Genomic DNA, 18,377 nt, shown 5'->3' with positions numbered 1-18,377 from the left:
TGGTATTGTTTTATCAATGCAATAAAATACCCAAAATAAAAAACGTTTCCGATATTCGGAAACGTTTTTTTTATCGTTTAAGCCGGTTTCTCCGACTGAACGGTCTCTTCCATGTCCTCGTCGACCGCTCCCTTCTTGCGGGAACGCTTCTTCAGCACTCGACGGTCAACGTTTTTTTTTAGTCCGTACAAAGCGTATAGAAGCAGCGGGATAAACAGTATTTTCGATAAATGATGCTCAAACAGTATCCCCAGAATAACGGAAACAACGACAATGATGGGAACGACCCATACAGCGCTGCGGGGAATGCCGACTTTCTTGAAATTGGGGTAACGAATCGTGCTTACCATCAGGACGGAGAGCAGAACAGTGCTCGCAATCAGCACGACCACGGGAATGTCGCTCTTGAACAAGGCCAATGTTGACAAGACTCCGCCGGCTGCCGGAATAGGCAATCCGATAAAGTAACCGGGAGAACCTGATACCACATTGAATCTGGCCAGGCGAAGCGCTCCGCATATCGGGAACAAAGCCGTTACAATCCAGCCTAGCGCAGGGTTCAGCTCTTGGAAAGCAACGACATACATAATGAATGCCGGGGCTACACCGAACGAGATCACATCGGACAGCGAATCCAGTTCTTTGCCGAATTCACTCTGGGCATTAAGCGCTCGGGCGACACGCCCGTCTACGCCGTCAAGCAGCATGGCGATAATGACCATCATGGCTGCAAGCTCCGGTTTCTCGTTAAACACCAGAATGATGGCAATTATGCCGAGTGATAAATTTCCCACCGTGAGAAGGCTCGGTATCGACTTTGTAATCATCTTATCCACCTCTTCTCTACTATGCCCCATTGACGCAACCGTTGCGCATCCTAAAGTTTGGAACACATTCAACCTATTGTATGGGATTTAAATCTGTCTGTCAATGAACATTTGCTCTTGTATTCGCTTCAATCCGTCTTTAATCGCCCTTGCACGCACCTCGCCGATGCCGTCTACCTCATCCAGTTCCTCGATCGTCGCCATCAGGATGACAGGGAGATGCTGGAACCGCTCAACCAGATTGTTCATAATGATTAGCGGAAGCCTTGGAATTTTATTGAGCAGACGATATCCTCGCGGCGACACGGATTCCTCCGCCATATTGTTCGTCTGAGGATAGCCAATCAGGCGTACGACCGGAGAAGCATCCAGCAGTTCTTCAGAACTCAGCTTCTTCAGACCTGCCCGAATCTCCCGGATTTTCTCATCCGAATTGTCCTTCGCATAATCCTTGAGCAGATACCAAGCGTCCTCCTCCACTCCGCCGACAAGCTCATCCATCTGCATGCTGATCAGGCGGCCTTCCGTACCAAGCTCGTTCACATATCGATTAATCTCCATCTTGATGCGCAGGACCATCTCCACGCGCTGAATGACATGGGCCACCTCTTGCAGGGTGACCAGCTCTTCGAATTCCAGTGCGGACAAATTCGTGAACGCCTGATTCAATACCGCTTTATATTTCTCCAGCGTCTGAATCGCCTGATTGGCCTTTGTCAGGATGACGCCCATATCCTTCAAGGAATAGCGCAGATTGCCCTGGTATAAGGTAATAATATTTCTCCGTTGCGAGATGGATACGACAAGCTTGCCTGTCTGCTTGGCTACACGCTCGGCTGTACGGTGACGAATTCCCGTCTCAATGGAAGGAATGGAGCTGTTCGGAATAAGCTGCGTATTGGCATACAGAATCCGGCGCATATCCTCGCTCATAATGATGGCGCCGTCCATCTTGGCGAGTTCATACAGGTAGTTGGGTGAGAAGTCGCAGTTGATCGAGAAGCCGCCATCCACGACTTCCATCACCTCGGGACTGTATCCTACCACGATCAATGCGCCTGTCTTGGCCCGAAGCACGTTCTCCATACCATCCCGAAAAGGGGTACCTGGCGCAATAAGCTGCAACAATTTATTCATGACTTCTTGCTGGTTCGGTTCTTTCAATGGTTATGCCCCCTATTCAAGCGCTGCTTTCAATGCTTCAGCCACAGTATTAACGCCGATGATTTCTATATGTGCCGGCGGTGTCCAGCCTTTCAAGCTCTTCTCGGGCATGATTACCCGCTTGAAGCCCAGCTTCTCGGCTTCCTTCACCCGCTGTTCCGCTCTGGAGACGGCCCGCACCTCGCCTGTCAGCCCCACTTCACCAAAGATGACGTCATAAGGCTTCGTCGGCGCATCCCGAAGACTGGAGGCAAGGCTGATGGCCGCGGCCAAGTCGACAGCCGGTTCATCCAGCCTCACGCCGCCCGCCACATTCAAGTATGCATCCTGCGTCTGCAGGAACATGCCGTTGCGCTTCTCCAGCACCGCAATAATGAGCGCCATCCGGTGATGATCGATGCCCGTAGACATGCGGCGAGGCGACGGGAAGTTCGTCGTGGATACCAGCGCCTGCAATTCGACCAGCACCGGCCTTGTGCCCTCCATGCTTGCTACAACCGTAGAACCCGCCACACCCAGCGGACGTTCAGACAAGAACAGCTCGGACGGATTGGACACTTCGCGCAGACCCGACTCCTCCATCTCGAATATGCCGATCTCGTTCGTGGAGCCGAAGCGATTCTTCACGGCACGCAGCAGCCTGTACGTATGGTGCCGCTCGCCTTCGAAGTACAGTACGCAATCCACCATATGCTCCAGCAGCCGCGGTCCCGCTATAGCCCCTTCCTTCGTGACGTGTCCCACCAGCACGGTTGCAATCCCTTTCACCTTGGCCGTGCGCATGAAGTGCGCCGTGCATTCCCTGACTTGGGATACACTGCCCGGAGCCGATTCCACTCGGGGATCGTATACGGTCTGAATGGAATCGATAACCAGGAAGTCGGGCTCGACGCTTTCAATCGCATCGTTGATATGCTCCATATTCGTCTCGCACAATACGAAGAGGTTCTCCGAGAGAGCGCCGAGCCGGTCCGCTCGAAGCTTGGTCTGCCTGACGGATTCCTCGCCGGATATGTACAGCACCTTGAGCCCTTTGGAGGAGAGTGCATAGGACGTCTGCAGCAGCAGCGTCGACTTCCCGATACCGGGATCGCCTCCCACCAGAATGAGCGAGCCCGGCACGACTCCGCCGCCCAGCACGCGGTTCAGCTCCGCCATGCGCGTCTCGATTCGCGGTTCTTGCCCACTTTCTATATGTATGATCGATTGCGGTTTTTCTTTCGCATGGATTGACGATAATCCGACGCCTTTTGTTTTCACAACGGTTTCTTTCTCTTCCACCATCGTATTCCACTCATGGCAGCCGGGGCATTTGCCCATCCATTTCGGCGATTCCGTCCCGCACTCTTTACATATGAATTTCGTTTTTATTTTGGCCATGTGAAGCTCCCTCTAACAACTCTCTTACTTAAAGTTTACCATTTAATGTCCATCTTAGAAAGCAAGCCGACCCACTCTTGAAAAATGATTCTTTGCGCTCATACGCTTTCTTCTTTATATCGGCAAAAGGACCTATTAGATGTAGCTTTACTTGTTCCGTCCCTCCCTATGCTTCTGTTCCCCGAAGACACGAAAACCCCGCAATTGCGGTTGGCGCGATTGCGGGGTGAATTCGTATTAGTTGTTCGCCGATTGCTTCACTGCCTTGGAGACGACAAGCGCGCCGTCCTGCTCATCAATGACGAACGTATCGCCCTTCTGGATGAGCCCCATCAGCAGATCTTCCGACAGACGATCTTCAATATGCTTCTGAATGGCGCGGCGCAGCGGTCTCGCACCGTATTGCGGATCGTAGCCTTCCTTCGCCAGGAACGCCTTCGCGGAGTCCGTCAGTGTAAAGTCCACATCCTGCTCCTTCAGACGCTTGCGCAGCTCGTCGGACATAAGCGTCACGATCTGCGCGATATGCTCTTGGCCCAAGGAGTGGAATACGATCGTCTCATCGATCCGGTTCAGGAACTCCGGACGGAAGCTCTTCTTCAGCTCTGCCATAACTTTGTCCTTCATATTGTTGAAGTCGCGGCCGGCATCATTCGCCGCTGTAAAGCCGAGTGTGGAGTTCTTCTTGATCTGGTCGGCGCCGACATTGGAAGTCATAATGATTAGCGTATTGCGGAAGTCGACAACCCGGCCCTTGGAATCCGTCAATCTGCCGTCCTCCAGCACTTGCAGCAGAATGTTGAACACTTCCGGATGCGCCTTCTCGATCTCGTCGAGCAGGACGACGGAATACGGCTTGCGGCGCACCTTCTCGGTCAGTTGACCGCCTTCCTCGTAGCCAACGTATCCCGGAGGGGCTCCGACCAGTCTGGATGTGGCATGCTTCTCCATATACTCCGACATGTCGATGCGGATGACCGCATTCTCATCGCCGAACATCGCTTCCGCCAGCGCGCGCGCCAGCTCGGTCTTGCCTACACCAGTCGGTCCCAGGAAGATGAAGGAGCCGATCGGGCGCTTCGGATCTTTCAGACCCGCTCTTGCCCTTCTGATGGCGCGGGATACGGACTTGACCGCTTCCTCCTGACCGATGACGCGGTCATGGAGAATATCCTCCATCTTCAGCAGACGCTCTGTTTCCTCCTCCGCCAGCTTGCTCACCGGAATACCGGTCCAACTGGCGACAACTTGCGCGATATCTTCCGGCGTTACTTCGGAATCGGTGCGGCCTTGCTTTTCTTTCCATTGGTTCTTCGTCACATCCAGCTCTTCGCGCATCTTCTGTTCCGTGTCGCGAAGCGCCGCCGCCTTCTCGAACTCCTGGCTTTGCACCGCGGCATCCTTCTCCTTGCGGATATCCTCCAGACGGCTCTCCAGTTCCTTCAGATTCGGCGGTACCGTATACGACTTGAGTCTTACTCGGGAGCTGGCTTCATCGATCAGATCGATCGCCTTATCCGGCAGGAACCGGTCCGTAATATAGCGATCGGACAGCTTCACCGCTTGCTCGATAGATTCATCCGTAATTTTCACCCGATGATGCGCTTCATAGCGGTCACGCAAGCCGTGCAGAATCTGAATCGCTTCTTCCGGAGAAGGCTGATCCACCGTAATTGGCTGGAAGCGGCGCTCCAGCGCGGCGTCCTTCTCGATATACTTGCGGTATTCGTCCAGTGTCGTGGCGCCGATACATTGCAGCTCGCCGCGCGCGAGCGCCGGCTTCAGAATGTTCGAGGCGTCGATGGCGCCTTCTGCGCCGCCTGCGCCGATCAGCGTATGCAACTCGTCGATGAACAAGATGATATTGCCCGCTTGACGAATTTCATCCATGATCTTCTTCAGCCGATCTTCGAATTCACCGCGATATTTCGTACCGGCAACGACCGATCCCATATCCAGCGTCATGACACGCTTGTCGCGAAGCGTCTCCGGTATTTCATTGGCGATAATCTTCTGCGCCAGACCTTCCGCAATCGCGGTCTTGCCGACGCCAGGCTCGCCGATCAGGACAGGATTGTTCTTCGTCCGGCGGCTGAGCACCTGAATAACCCGCTCTATCTCCTTGCTGCGGCCAATGACGGGGTCCAGATTGCCCTCCTTCGCATAAGCCGTCAGATCGCGCGCCAGACCGTCCAGCGTCGGCGTACTGACATTCGATTGCGAGCCGTGGCTGCTGGACACCGCCTCGCTGCTGCCAAGCAGCTGCAGCACTTGCTGACGCGCTTTGTTCAAGCTGATGCCCAGATTGTTCAGCACACGCGCCGCTACCCCTTCGCCTTCGCGAATAAGTCCAAGCAGGATATGCTCTGTACCCACATAAGTGTGGCCCAGCTTTCTCGCTTCATCCATAGACAACTCGATGACTTTCTTTGCTCTTGGCGTGTAAGCGATATTGTTCGGCTGCTCCTGTCCGCGTCCAATCAACGCTTCCACTTCATCCTGAATCTTCTCCAGCCCAAGCCCCAAGCCCGTCAGAGCTTTGGCGGCAATGCCTTCGCCTTCCCGGATGAGGCCGAGCAGAATATGCTCTGTGCCGATATTGTTATGCCCCAGCCGTACCGCTTCTTCCTGTGCAAGTGCCAACACCTTCTGTGCCCGTTCTGTAAATCTGCCAAACATCATATGGATGCACCTCCATTTTCCCCATTATGGATATCTTCTTCTCCTCTTAATTGCATTCTAATCAGCTGGGCTCTTCTCTGATCCCTTTGTTCCGCGCTCAGCTGCTCACTGAACGTCTGCTGCAGGAAGCCTGGCTGCGTCATGACCAGCAATTCATTCAGAATGCCGGGCGACACATTGTCCAGCAGTCCCAGATCCGCGCCTAACCTGACATCGGATAGCCGCTGCGCCGCTTCCTTGGAATCCATGATGGAAGCGTAGGACAGAATGCCATAGGAGCGCTTGACGCGGTCTTCAATGCGAACGCTGGATTCCTCCGCCAGACGTCTGCGCGCCGCCCGTTCATGCTCGATAATCTGTCTGGCTACACCATGCAAATTATCGATAATCTCCTCTTCCGATTGGCCGAGCGTAATCTGATTGGAGATCTGGAACAAATTGCCCAGCGCCTCGCTTCCTTCTCCGTACAGCCCCCGTACGGCCAGACCTACTTGCGTAACGGCCGTCAGTATGCGGTTGATCTGCTGCGTTAACACAAGCGCCGGCAGATGCATCATCACCGAAGCTCTGATGCCGGTGCCTACATTCGTCGGACATGTCGTTAAGTAGCCGCGCACTTCATCGAAGGCATAGTCGGCAGATTCTTCATATATATCGTCAATTGCGCTGGCATGCCGCCAAGCCTCTTCCACTTGAAAGCCCGGATACAGACATTGAATGCGCAGATGGTCTTCTTCATTAATCATAATGCTGACGGCTTCGTTGTCGCTCAGTACGACGGCGCCGGCCCGGGATTCATTCGCCAGATTGGGGCTGATCAGATGCTTCTCTACCAATACCCGCTTATCCAGCTCGCTAATCTCCGACAGCATAATGGTCTCGAATTCGCCGAAGCCCTTCAGTTGGGCGGACAAGCTCACTTCGGCCAACTTCTTCAGCACTTCGTTCGCTTGTTGGCTCGTCGCCAGCATAGGGAACGGCTGCTCTCGCAGATTGCGGGCGAGACGCACCCTGCTGCTAATGACGACATCGGAATCGGGACCCGTGCCCCTCATCCAATCGCTAAGCGCATGCTGTGAGAATCGATGCTTGCTCAAGGACGCTCACTCCTTCCGCTTCTATGACATGCTTGAATTTTGACGCTCAAGCTCTCGGATGCGGTCCCGCAAGGAAGCCGCCTGTTCGAATTCCTCATTCTCGATATGCTTCTGCATATCTCCCCGCAGCTCCTCGATCTCCCGCTTCCGCTGTATTTTCCCTCCGGAACGTTTCGGTATTTTCCCGCTATGGACCGTGCTTCCGTGCACCCGTTTCAACAAGGGGTCCAACCGGTCGGCGAATTGCTGATAGCAGGAGCTGCAGCCGAATCGCCCGATTTTGCTGAACTGTGCATAGGTCAGTCCGCACTCCTCGCATCGCGTCGACTGAGGAGGGGCTCCCAAGCTGCCGGGTGATGCGCCGCCCATAGATTGGAAGTCCAGCAAGCCGGATAGCAAGCTGTGAATGGAGAAGCTGTTCGGCGAGCCGGGAATGCCTTCCCCTTTCTCCCGCGCGCAGCTTTCGCAGATGTGAAATTCCGTCTTGTCGCCATTGACTATTTTCGTGAAATGAAGTGTAGCCGGCCTCTTGCCGCATTCCTGGCAATACAAGGCTAATCCCTCCTTTTCAAATCCCTACTTGACCAGTAATGAAATGAGCATAGACCGCAGCAGTCTGGCTCGCATCTCGTCTCGCATCGGCAGATTAAGCGCAATCGTGTCGCGGCTAACCGCCGAACGGAGCAAGTTCGCCTCCCGCTTCGTAATCAGCGCCGCTTCCAGCAGCTGATAGATCAACCCTTCCGCCGCACTCTGATCAACGCAATTGCCGATCGTATGCTCGATGTGGTGTCGGATCGTCTTCAGCGCCGGAAGGTCTACCCGTTGAATGCGGATATAACCTCCTCCTCCGCGCTTGCTCTCCACCATGTATCCCTTCTCCATCGTGAACCGGGTGCTGATGACATAGTTGATCTGAGAAGGCACGCACGAGAAGCGATCCGCCAGATCGTTGCGCTGAATCTCCACAGCGCCTTCGTCGCTGCCGTCCAGCATCTGCTTCAAATACTGTTCAATGAGATCGGATATGTTTCGCATATCGGCAACCTCCCTGATATGGCCATCGAAAGGTCAGCGTCACGCAATCAACTGACTTTGACTTTCTTTGACTTTAACCTTATTATACGCGATTTTCATGAAAGGTCAAGATACGGATTTTAAATTTTCTGACGATTCAACGATAAAGGCCGAATTGGTCCAACACTATTTAGCATAACGCGATTTTTCCTTCTTTATACCCTCTAGCCAAGGAAACGTTCCCCTCATCTTCTCCATTGTTCTGTATATAACCGTAAAACTTTATAGATTTGTATTATTTTTTTTGCCCGCTCCGCTGGCTAGAATGTGAGTATCATCAAGTGGACTGGCTAATAAAGGAGGAGTTTCGCTATGGCATTGCTGACCAAAGCTTCTAAGCGAAGCGGCTTATCGGAAGCGTTCTGGGGATATGTCTTTGTCGCTCCGTGGTTAATCGGATTGTTTGCGTTGACGCTTGGACCCATGCTGCAATCGTTGTATTTGTCTATGACCCGATACCATTTGCTGGAGTCCCCGAAGTGGACGGGACTGGCTAATTACAAGGAGATTCTCCTTGAAGACGACACATTTGTACAATCGCTCGGAGTCACCTTTCGTTACGTCCTCTTCTCCGTACCGCTGAAGCTCGCCTTCGCATTGCTTGTCGCCATGCTGCTCTACCGATCGATAAAGGGCATGTCTGTATTCCGATCAATCTATTACTTGCCGTCCCTGATCGGCGGCAGCTTGGCAATCGCGGCGATATGGCGCAATATATTCGGCATGGAGGGCGTCGTGAATAAACTGCTGGCCTTCTTCGGCGTCGCGCCGATGGATTGGATCAACCTGCCCGACACTTCATTAACGACCTTAATTGCACTGGCCGTATGGCAATTCGGCTCCGCGATGGTTATTTTTCTGGCAGGCTTGAAGCAGATTCCGAACGATCTCTACGAAGCTGCGGCCGTTGACGGATCTTCCAAGATCAGAACATTCTTCAGCGTGACCATACCGATGCTGACCCCCATCATCTTGTTTAACCTGGTCATGCAGACGATCAACAGCTTCCAGATGTTCACCCAGGCTTTCGTCATTACGAAAGGCGGACCGATCGATTCCACGCTTGTGTACGCACTGTATTTGTATCAGAAAGCATTCGTCTTCTTCGAGATGGGTTATGCGAGCGGTCTGGCCTGGATTTTGATGCTGCTGATTGCGGCCGCAACGGCATTGATCTTTATTACATCGCGTAAGTGGGTGCATTATGAAAACTAATATGAATCAACTCGGACGGTACGCCGTGCTGCTCCTGGGAAGCATATTCATGGCCTACCCCATTCTCGGACTGCTCGGCAATGCACTTAAGCCCAATGAAGAATTTGCTAGCGGCAAGCTGCTGCCCAGCGAAATCAGATGGGAGAATTTTGTAGATGGCTGGCATGCGATCCCGGGCTTTACTTTCGGAACGTTCTTCTACAACTCCTTCTTCATCTCGGTTCTTTCCGTTATTGGAACGGTCGCTTCAAGCGCCATCGTCGCCTTCGGATTCGCCCGCTTGAAATTTCCGTTGAAGAGCTTATGGTTTGCCATATTGATGCTGACGCTGATGCTGCCTACCCAAGTTACGCTCGTGCCGCAATATATTCTGTTCAAGAACTTTAACTGGATCGGAACATCGCTGCCGCTTATCGTTCCGCATTATTTGGCGGTAAGTCCGTTCTTCGTCTTTCTCATCGTGCAATTTATCCGCGGCATTCCGCGCGATTTGGACGAATCGGCGAAGATCGACGGCTGTTCGGTGCCCGGAATCGCATTTCGCATTATTTTGCCGCTATGCACTCCGGCTCTGATCACATCGGCCATATTCAGCTTTATCTGGACATGGGACGATTTCCTGGCGCAGCTTCTGTACTTGACGGACACTTCGAAGTATACGGTACCGCTCGCCTTGCGGCTGTTCCTGGATAATTCGTCCGCCGTCACGTGGGGGCCGATGTACGCGATGGCGTTGCTGTCTGTCATCCCTTGCTTCGTCATCTTCATGTCATCGCAGAAGTATTTTGTAGAAGGAATTGCGACGACCGGCATTAAAGGTTAATAATGGACTTGAGCTCCCGCCCGGCGTCCTATATGCTGAGAAGTAAACCGACTACAAGAAGGATGAGCCTATGAAAAACCCACTCAAAGTCTTTTCGCTTCAAACAACGTTTTTCGTCTCCTTCATGATCCTGTCCGGCGTCTTGATCGCGCTGCTGGGCGTTACGGGCTACTATATTACCAATCAAGAGGTCGTCGACAAGACGATCTCTTCGCGCATTCTTCTGCTGGACGAAATCAATAAGCAGCTCGACCTGCAGTTGCAGACCATTGAGTACGATTCGCTCGTTGTCGCCAGCAATCCGCAAGTGAAGCAATATTTGCAGCAGCCCGAAGACTCCTTCGAACGGGTAGGCCAGTATAATATGATTATTGATATGTTAAGCCGGCACAGCTATGTGAAAGAAGCGGTGCATTCCGTTCAGCTGTATGTTAAAAACAGCCTTACAAGCAGATATAGAGGCGCTAACGGAGTATTTACGTATGATTTCCTGCAAAATTCACCTTATTATGAACGCATTCAGCATGCCGATTACGTATGGCTGGGCACTCATGGCCTTGAAGTTGGCGATTATATCGGCTCGCCGGAGAATGTCATCAGCTTTGTACGCAAAGTGTTGTCCTCATCCGGAGAAGAGGTCGGCATACTCGTCTTTAATATCAAGCTGTCTTATATGTACGAATTAATATCCGGAGACAAGGCGGAAGGTGGCCGGTATATACTGGACACGAACCGCAGATTGATTGTGGAATCCAACAGAAGCAATGCCGACCCGCTCGCTTATGAATCGATAGAACAGCCGCTGAGGGATACTTTAAAGCAGGATGATCTGGATACGAACCATGCAATTGTTTCATGGAAGGACAAGCAGCTTGTCATTTGGAACAAGCAGCAGCGTACGCAATGGATATCGGTCGATATCATCCCATGGGACTATATTACAGAAGGAAGCAAGCGAATTCAGACGATTATTATGATTGCTGCCGTGCTTTGCGTTATTTTCGCGGTGGTAATGGCTTACGTGCTGAGCAGGCAATTCGTCAAGCCGATCCGCAAGCTCGTGAAGTCGATGAACAGCTTCAAGACGGGCCAGCTCGCTACCCAGGTCGAGAACGATTACGAGAACGAAATCGGTTATCTGAATCAAAATTTCAATGAAATGACGAAAAATATTAAAGAACTGATTGTGCAGCTGAACGAGCAAAATAAAAGCAAACGCGAAGCGGAGCTGCAAGTGCTGCAAGAGCAGATGAATCCGCATTTCCTGTACAATACCCTCGATATTATGAATTGGCATGCCATAGATGCCGGGGCAAACGATATTAGCCGCATGCTGTCCCTGCTGGGCAAGATGCTGCGAATCGGCTTGTCCGGCGGCGGAACGTTCATTCCCTTGGCACGCGAGATGGAGCACTTGAAGTGCTATGTCGAATTGCAACGAATTCGCTATCAGCAGCAAATCAAGTTCGAGGTCGACATGGATGAACGACTTCTCGTCTACTGGTTACCCAAGCTCACGCTTCAGCCCTTGGTGGAGAATGCCATTATTCACGGCTTTCATTCCAGACGAAGCGGATATATCAAAATTAGCGGGCATGAGAATGAGCATACGCTGTACTTGTGTGTAGAGGACAACGGACATGGCATGAACACAAAGGAGCTTCCTTCATCCCGGGAGCATCACGGGCTCCGCAACATCAAGGAAAGATTCGGACTCTACTTCGGCCCGAACTGCGGCTTGCGAGTGGAGAGCACTCCCGATCTGGGCACAAAGATCATGTTAAGCCTGCCTATGCTGTTGCAGGAGCCGGCGGAATTCAAGCAACTGGAGGAGGAGGAGAAGCCGCATGATTAAAGCGATTATTATCGATGACGACACGCTTACGTTGAACGGTCTGGAGCGTTCCGTACCGTGGGAAAAGTACGGCATTGAGGTGGCAGGCACGGCTGTAGACGGCAAGGAAGGCCTCGCGCTTATCGAGAAGCACCTGCCCGAGCTGATATTGACCGATATTTATATGCCCGTGCTGGACGGAATCGAGATGCTGAAGCATATACGAAGCGAGGGCAATACGGCGGAGGTTATTATACTGAGCGGCTATGAAGACTTCAAATATGCGCAGTCGGCCGTGAAATTAAATGTGAGCGACTATATATCCAAGCCCGCTACAATCGATGAAATCTGTGAGGTGGTCAAAGGGACTGCGGACAAGATCAGAGCAACTATGAAGACTAGCCGGGAAGAGCAAGAGCTTCGGGAACTGCTTGAATCGCATCTGCCCGAGACCCGCAAGCTTGTATTGAAGGGGCTGCTTGAACCGTACTTCTCCGATACCCTCTTCTTCCAGAAGGCGTCGGCACGCACGAAATTAAAGTTCGACGGACAAGTACTGACTGTAGTGCTGCTTGAATATGTCGTCACAAGGGATCGCCTGGATGTGAAGCGCAGCGACCTTGCGAAATTCACTTACGCCGTGAAAAATATCGTGGACGAAATGACCGAAAGCTGGCGAGGCGTATATCTGGCCGATGTCCAGCAAAATGTGGTCACCCTCATCGCTACCACCCCCTCTGACGTCCGCTATGAACATAGCAGAGCCCGGGTGAAAAGGCTGGCCGGAGAATTGGTCAGCACGATTGGCTCCCTGTTAAAGCTGCAAGTATGGGCCGCTATCGGCACTAGCGTAGATTCCGTTCACGATGTCCATCGGTCTTATCAGTTGGCCATGAATCTGCTCGCAGAGCGCGAGACCGTTAGCGAGAAATTCATATTGTGTCCGGAGGAATTCGAAGACGTCAAGCCGGTCATGGGGGCGTCCAGAAGGCCGGTGGAGCATTATCAGAATCTGATTGCGGCGGTAACGGAAGGGCAAAGCTCTCTCGTGCTTGAACGAATCGATCGGCTAATCCGGCATTTGGAGGATATGGAGCATAAGCCAAGTGTATCCGCCCTTCGCGAGATGGCGATTCATTTGACCGGCATGCTGACGATCGGCCTATTCGATCAAGGCGTACTGCTGGAAGACATTCACCCTCAGTTGCTGCTATATAAGGAACTGGAGCGAATAAGCGGGTTGGAAGATTTTCAAAGTTGGCTGCAGGAGGTTATGCTGCCTGCAAGCGAGGAAATGAACAGCCGGGGATCGCATAAGCACAAGAAAACCGTCGATTATATGAAGCGGTACGTACAAGCCCATTATGATGAGGATATTACGCTTGATGTGATGGCGGACAAGGTGTTTTTGACACGGAATTATTTGAGCCAGATCTTCAAGCAGGTCACCGGTGAAAATTACAACAGCTATGTAACGCGCATCCGTATGGAGAAGGCCAAAGAATTGCTGCTGTCAGGGAAGTACAAGCTCTATGAGGTCGCGCTTATGGTCGGCTACAAAAACAACGCTTATTTCAGTCAACAGTTCAAAAAATATGCCGGCTGCAACCCCTCAGACTTCGCTTGATGGACAACCTCTATATATAAACAACATATTTTGTAGATTCATGATATTTTAATCAAATCCAGAGTTTCTATAATGAAGGGTGTAAGCAAACAAATTATAGGGGGACATGCAGATGAACAATCGCTCTTACCGATTTAAAAGCGTCTCTATTGCAATGGCCGTGCTCTTGATCATGAGCTTGCTTGCAGCCTGCGGCCAAAGCCATTCATCCAATTCGGAAAAGCCGGATACAGGCGCGACAAGCAATCCTGGCGCAAGCACAGACGGCGGAAAAGAAGACGCCGAGAACGTCGAGCTTCGATTCTCCTGGTGGGGAAGCCAAGGGCGGCATGACCGGACTTTACAAGCTATCGAGAAATTCAATGCGCTGCATCCTAACATTACAGTGAAGCCCGAATATTCCTCTTGGGACGGCTACTGGGAGAAGCTGTCCACGCAAGTGGCAGCGTCCAATGCACCCGATATCATGCAGATGAGTATTCTTTACATTAAGGAATATTCCGAGCGCGGAGTTCTTGGCGATTTGACAGCGTTTGCAGGCAATGAACTGCGCACCGAAGACTTGAACGCCGACATATTGAAAAATCAGGGCACGGTAAGCGGCAAGCTGACCGGCATTCCGATGTCGGATAATGCGTCCGTCCTGCTCATTAATCGGGAGATGTTCAATCAAGCGGGAGTCGAGCCGCCGGCAATCGATTCTACATGGGACGAGCTATTCGCGAAATCGCGGGAGCTGAAAGGCAAGATCGGCGACAGTGTATACGGCATCTTCGATGCTTCCGCTTCCCTTGAAGCCTTCATGTATTATTTGTTCTCGAAAGGCGACACGCTATACCAGGACAATCGTCTGGGCTATCAGGACGATCACTTAAGAGCTTGGCTGCAGATGTGGGAAGATGCGCGCGAGGAAGGCATTGCGCCGACAGCCAATATGACCGCTTCCTTCCTGCCGCTTAGCAATGCAGATCCTAACAAGGACGCTCTACTGAAGGGCAACGTAGCGATAATGGGACCTACTTGGGTCGCCGCATTCCCGGCCTATGAGAATATTATGAAGGAGAACGTGGATATGATCTCTTATCCTCATGCCGACCATGCAGGCAGCGTGTTGCAGACGGCCATGTTCCTGTCGGCATCCGCGAAGTCGAAGCATCCGAAAGAAGCGGCGATGTTTATTGATTTCATGGTGAATGAGGAAGCTGCGGCCGATAGTCTGGAGACAGAGCGCGGGCTGCCTGAGAACAAGAAGATCCGCGAATACCTTGATCCTAAATTCACCGACCGCGACCGTAATATGATTGCCATGCTGGAGCATGTCGCCGACAGCAATCCGTCGTGGTACGATCCCGGTCCGAAAGGCGCGGGCGAAGTGACCAAGCTGTTCGAGCAGCTGGTTCAAAAACAGCAATTCAAAAAAACAAGCATCGATGAAGTCATAACGGAGTTCCGTCAAGAGGCGGATAAAATTTTCGAGAAAAACAACTAATGAATGAGGCAGACCGTATGGGAGCTCGCTGTGAGGCGGGCTTCCGCCGATTCGGCACTTTATCCGATAGCAGGATGGGAGATGGAAGAGATGAAATACGCGATTATCGGCTGCCAGCATGCCCATATAGAAATATTTATCTCCGAGATGCGGGAGTTGGGCCATAGCTGTGCAGGTATCTATGAACCGGAGAATATCGCTTTGGCCGGCGCCATTGCCAGGAAGTACGGCATACCTCTTGCCGACGATCAGCAGCTATTACTAGACGATTCAGTTGAAGTAGTCGGCTGCGCCTCCATCAATAGTGAGAAAATCGATGTCATCGAGCTTTGCGAGCAATATGGCAAATCTGTCATGGTCGATAAACCGGCAGTCGTCGACGCAGCGGGACTGGCCCGCCTTAACAGCGTTGTAGAGCGAGGCAGGATTCAGGTCGGCATGCTGCTCACCGAGCGGTTTCATCCGGCGATTCATAAGGCGCAGCAGCTCATTGCTGCAGGCACATTAGGCGAGATTGTCAGTGTGACGATGCGCAAGCCGCATAAATTGAATGCTTCGTTGCGACCCGACTGGTTTTTTGATAAGGTGCGGTGCGGCGGTATTCTGATCGACTTGCTTACCCATGACTTCGACTTGCTGCGATGGTTCACAGGCAAAGAAATCAGTCGCACTGAAGGCTACGTCGGCAAGGATATATTACCGCAACATCCGAGCTTCTATAATACGGCAGCAGTTCAGGTAGTGATGGAGGACGGATGCGTTATGCAATTGTATGCGGATTGGCATACGCCTGCAAAAAGCTGGACTTGGGGCGACGGCCGCATCTTTATAACCGGAACGAAAGGCAGCGCCGAGCTGCGCTTGGCTGGAGATCCCGCCATTTCCACAGAGAACCCCCTGCTGCATGTCATTACGGAACAGGAAGAGTGGAGAGACATACCGCTTGAGAAGCCCGCCGTTACAATTACGGAGGACTTTCTGGCCCGGATTGCCGGCAAGAGCGTCCTTCTTACCCATGAAGCCATCCTACAGGCCAGCAGCGCCTCCATCGAGGCGGATGCAACTGTAACTTATGCTTTACACGAGATGAAGGAGGGATAAGCGTGGAGAATCCTGTAAAATACGCCATAGTTGGCTGCGGCATCATTGCGGATATCCATGCGGCTGGCATTGCGGCAGTAGAAGAAGCTGAGCTTATTGCGGTATATGATACGGATGAGGAGAAGGGCAGAGCATTTGCTAATAAATACGGTGCTGCATACTATACTAGCTATGAGGCATTACTTGCAGACAATCAAGTAGAAGTCGTGAACATTTGCACGCCGAGTGCTCTGCATCCCGACCAGACAATTCTGGCTGCGCAAGCGGGCAAACATGTCATCTGCGAGAAGCCGATTGCCATTCAGCTGAAGGACGCAAGAAGAATGATTGCCGCTTGTCACGAATATGGGGTGAAGCTGACTACCGTATTCCCGCGCCGCATGTCGCCCGCCGCACAGTTCTTGAAGGCATTTCTCGCAGGTGGCGGTTTAGGAAAGCTGACGTTATGCAATGCCTTCGTGAAAATCTATCGCAGTCAGCAGTATTACGACAGTGCGGGCTGGAGAGGCACATGGGAGATGGACGGCGGCGGTGCGATGATGAATCAAGGCATTCATACAATCGATTTGCTGCAATGGCTCGTTGGCGAGGTTAAGACGGTGTATGGGCGAGCGGAAGCCAAGCAGCGCCGGATCGAAGTCGAAGATACAGCAATTGCTTTACTGCAATATGAGAATGATGCTATGGGAGTGCTTGAGGTCACAACGACTGCCGATCCGGATCAGGGCCAACGAATTGAAATTCATGGGGAGAGGGGAACGGCCATCTACACGGAAGATCAGATCACGCTCTTGCATGCTGATGGCGAACCTGTTCAACTGCCGACCTTCGAACCGTTTCAAGTATTGCCCGACGGCCATCGCATGCAGATTCGGGACATGGCGCTTTCCATCCGCGAAGATCGCTCCCCGAATGTGACTGGAGAAGACGGCGTACATGCATTGGAGATTATTTTGGGAACTTATACATCCTCCAACCAGAGACAGGAAATTGAACTGGCTTCATTAAGGTAAATGAACTATGCAATACGTACATTCTGATGGCAGCAGCAGGCGAACCTGTTTAGGAGTGCCTCTGCTGCTTTCTTGATTTATTTCCTTCGCACCACCTATCTCGCCCCTCAATCTTCTCTTGCCTCCCCTTTCCTCTCTTTCCTCTCTTTCCTCTCTTTCCTCTTACACACCACTCTGTGCACCACTATTCACTTCCTCCCTTACGCACCACTCTGTCCACCACTATTCGCTTCCTCCCTTACGCACCACTCTGTCCACCACTATTCGCTTCCTCTCTTACACACCATTTCGTTCCCTTACCAGTTGCACTAAACTCCTACACACCATTTCTTGCATCTACTATTTGTCTCCACTCTCCTCCTTTCCACTTTCACGAAATTTCGTTCAACATCACAATCCAGACCGCGATTCACACGCCTTTGTACGATTTTTCACACAAATGTAGCCAATCCACTCCCGAAAACTGACACTTGTACGATTTTTCACACAAATGTAGCCAATCCACTCCTTAAACCTGACACTTTGTACGATTTTTCACACAAATGTAGCCAATCCACTCCCGAAACCTGCCACTTTGTACGATTTTTCACACAAATGTAGCCAATCCACTCCTTAAACCTGCCACTTTGTACGATTTTTCACACAAATGTAGCCAAGTTACTCCCGATCCTGACACTTTGTACGATTGTCCGATCAAAGTATTGCTTCTAGCAAAATATAGGTTAGTTTTATACGATTATTCGTACACAGCTAGTTACTTTTCAAGGTTTAGCTATAGCCCAAATGGAGTGGGACTTCACTTGACGTACACAAAAAAACTATCGTCTTGTTCACGATAGGCTTCTTTTGTGCTTGGCGACGCCCATTCCGCACCGGATGAGTGTGCTACTTGAGATAGCTTCGAGGTCGGCGTTTGAACCTTCCGCTAGGGCCGGGCCTGCTGCTTCGTGTTGCTTCGATCGGAGGTTCAAACACTCTCCCAACGGGAGAGGAGCGTCGCATGACATGCACAAAAAAACCTATCGTCTTGTTCGCGATAGGCTTCTTC

At 51.8% G+C, this 18,377-nt stretch carries 14 protein-coding genes; 7 read left to right on the top strand and 7 right to left on the bottom strand.

Going from position 1 to position 18,377, the window contains the following annotated elements; translation table 11 throughout:
• Positions 1–77: 77 nt before the first annotated feature.
• The 7 genes from pssA to M6D81_RS23130 form a co-directional block, all read right to left on the bottom strand.
• Complete coding sequence (gene pssA / locus M6D81_RS23160) at positions 78–827, bottom strand: CDP-diacylglycerol--serine O-phosphatidyltransferase (protein WP_262679491.1); 750 nt, start codon at positions 825–827, stop codon at positions 78–80.
• An 87-nt stretch (positions 828–914) separates the two neighbouring features.
• Positions 915–1,991, bottom strand: a complete 1,077-nt coding sequence (disA, locus tag M6D81_RS23155) for a DNA integrity scanning diadenylate cyclase DisA (protein WP_262679490.1) — start codon at positions 1,989–1,991, stop codon at positions 915–917.
• Between the two features lie 12 nt (positions 1,992–2,003).
• On the bottom strand, positions 2,004–3,371 hold the full coding sequence (radA, locus tag M6D81_RS23150) for a DNA repair protein RadA (protein ID WP_262679489.1): 1,368 nt from the start codon (positions 3,369–3,371) through the stop codon (positions 2,004–2,006).
• 237 nt (positions 3,372–3,608) lie between these two features.
• Entirely contained in the window at positions 3,609–6,053 is a 2,445-nt protein-coding gene (gene clpC / locus M6D81_RS23145) for an ATP-dependent protease ATP-binding subunit ClpC (RefSeq protein ID WP_262679488.1), read from the bottom strand.
• The gene (gene mcsB, locus M6D81_RS23140) at positions 6,050–7,150 is read right to left on the bottom strand and encodes a protein-arginine kinase McsB (RefSeq protein ID WP_262679487.1); all 1,101 of its coding nucleotides are present in this window, start codon (positions 7,148–7,150) and stop codon (positions 6,050–6,052) included. The genes clpC and mcsB overlap by 4 nt, the downstream gene beginning before the upstream one ends.
• Positions 7,151–7,171: 21 nt before the next feature.
• Positions 7,172–7,702 carry a protein-arginine kinase activator protein McsA gene (mcsA, locus tag M6D81_RS23135; RefSeq protein ID WP_262679486.1) on the bottom strand — a complete coding sequence of 177 codons (531 nt, stop codon included), beginning with the start codon at positions 7,700–7,702 and terminating at the stop codon, positions 7,172–7,174.
• 24 nt (positions 7,703–7,726) lie between these two features.
• The gene (locus M6D81_RS23130) at positions 7,727–8,188 is read right to left on the bottom strand and encodes a CtsR family transcriptional regulator (protein WP_262679485.1); all 462 of its coding nucleotides are present in this window, start codon (positions 8,186–8,188) and stop codon (positions 7,727–7,729) included.
• 351 nt (positions 8,189–8,539) lie between these two features.
• Here M6D81_RS23130 and M6D81_RS23125 point away from each other — a divergent pair, with 351 nt between their 5' ends.
• The 7 genes from M6D81_RS23125 (at position 8,540) to M6D81_RS23095 (ending at position 17,329) form a co-directional block, all read left to right on the top strand.
• Positions 8,540–9,442 carry a carbohydrate ABC transporter permease gene (locus M6D81_RS23125; protein WP_262679484.1) on the top strand — a complete coding sequence of 301 codons (903 nt, stop codon included), beginning with the start codon at positions 8,540–8,542 and terminating at the stop codon, positions 9,440–9,442.
• Entirely contained in the window at positions 9,432–10,265 is an 834-nt protein-coding gene (locus M6D81_RS23120; RefSeq protein ID WP_262679483.1) for a carbohydrate ABC transporter permease, read from the top strand. Before M6D81_RS23125 ends, M6D81_RS23120 begins: the two co-directional genes overlap by 11 nt.
• 70 nt (positions 10,266–10,335) lie before the next feature.
• Positions 10,336–12,120, top strand: coding sequence for a sensor histidine kinase (locus tag M6D81_RS23115; protein ID WP_262679482.1), 1,785 nt, complete (start codon positions 10,336–10,338; stop codon positions 12,118–12,120).
• Entirely contained in the window at positions 12,113–13,726 is a 1,614-nt protein-coding gene (locus M6D81_RS23110; protein WP_262679481.1) for a response regulator, read from the top strand. The genes M6D81_RS23115 and M6D81_RS23110 overlap by 8 nt, the downstream gene beginning before the upstream one ends.
• Before the next feature lie 112 nt (positions 13,727–13,838).
• The gene (locus tag M6D81_RS23105) at positions 13,839–15,215 is read left to right on the top strand and encodes an ABC transporter substrate-binding protein (protein ID WP_262679480.1); all 1,377 of its coding nucleotides are present in this window, start codon (positions 13,839–13,841) and stop codon (positions 15,213–15,215) included.
• 81 nt (positions 15,216–15,296) lie between these two features.
• Complete coding sequence (locus M6D81_RS23100; protein WP_262679479.1) at positions 15,297–16,316, top strand: Gfo/Idh/MocA family protein; 1,020 nt, start codon at positions 15,297–15,299, stop codon at positions 16,314–16,316.
• A 2-nt stretch (positions 16,317–16,318) separates the two neighbouring features.
• Positions 16,319–17,329, top strand: a complete 1,011-nt coding sequence (locus tag M6D81_RS23095) for a Gfo/Idh/MocA family protein (protein ID WP_262679478.1) — start codon at positions 16,319–16,321, stop codon at positions 17,327–17,329.
• The last annotated feature ends 1,048 nt before the right edge of the window (positions 17,330–18,377 follow it).

The organism is Paenibacillus sp. J5C2022 (assembly GCF_025567625.1).
Classification (GTDB): Bacteria; Bacillota; Bacilli; order Paenibacillales; family Paenibacillaceae; genus Pristimantibacillus.
Note: the sequence above shows the minus strand (reverse complement) of the source record. Positions and strands in the feature narration are given on the sequence as shown.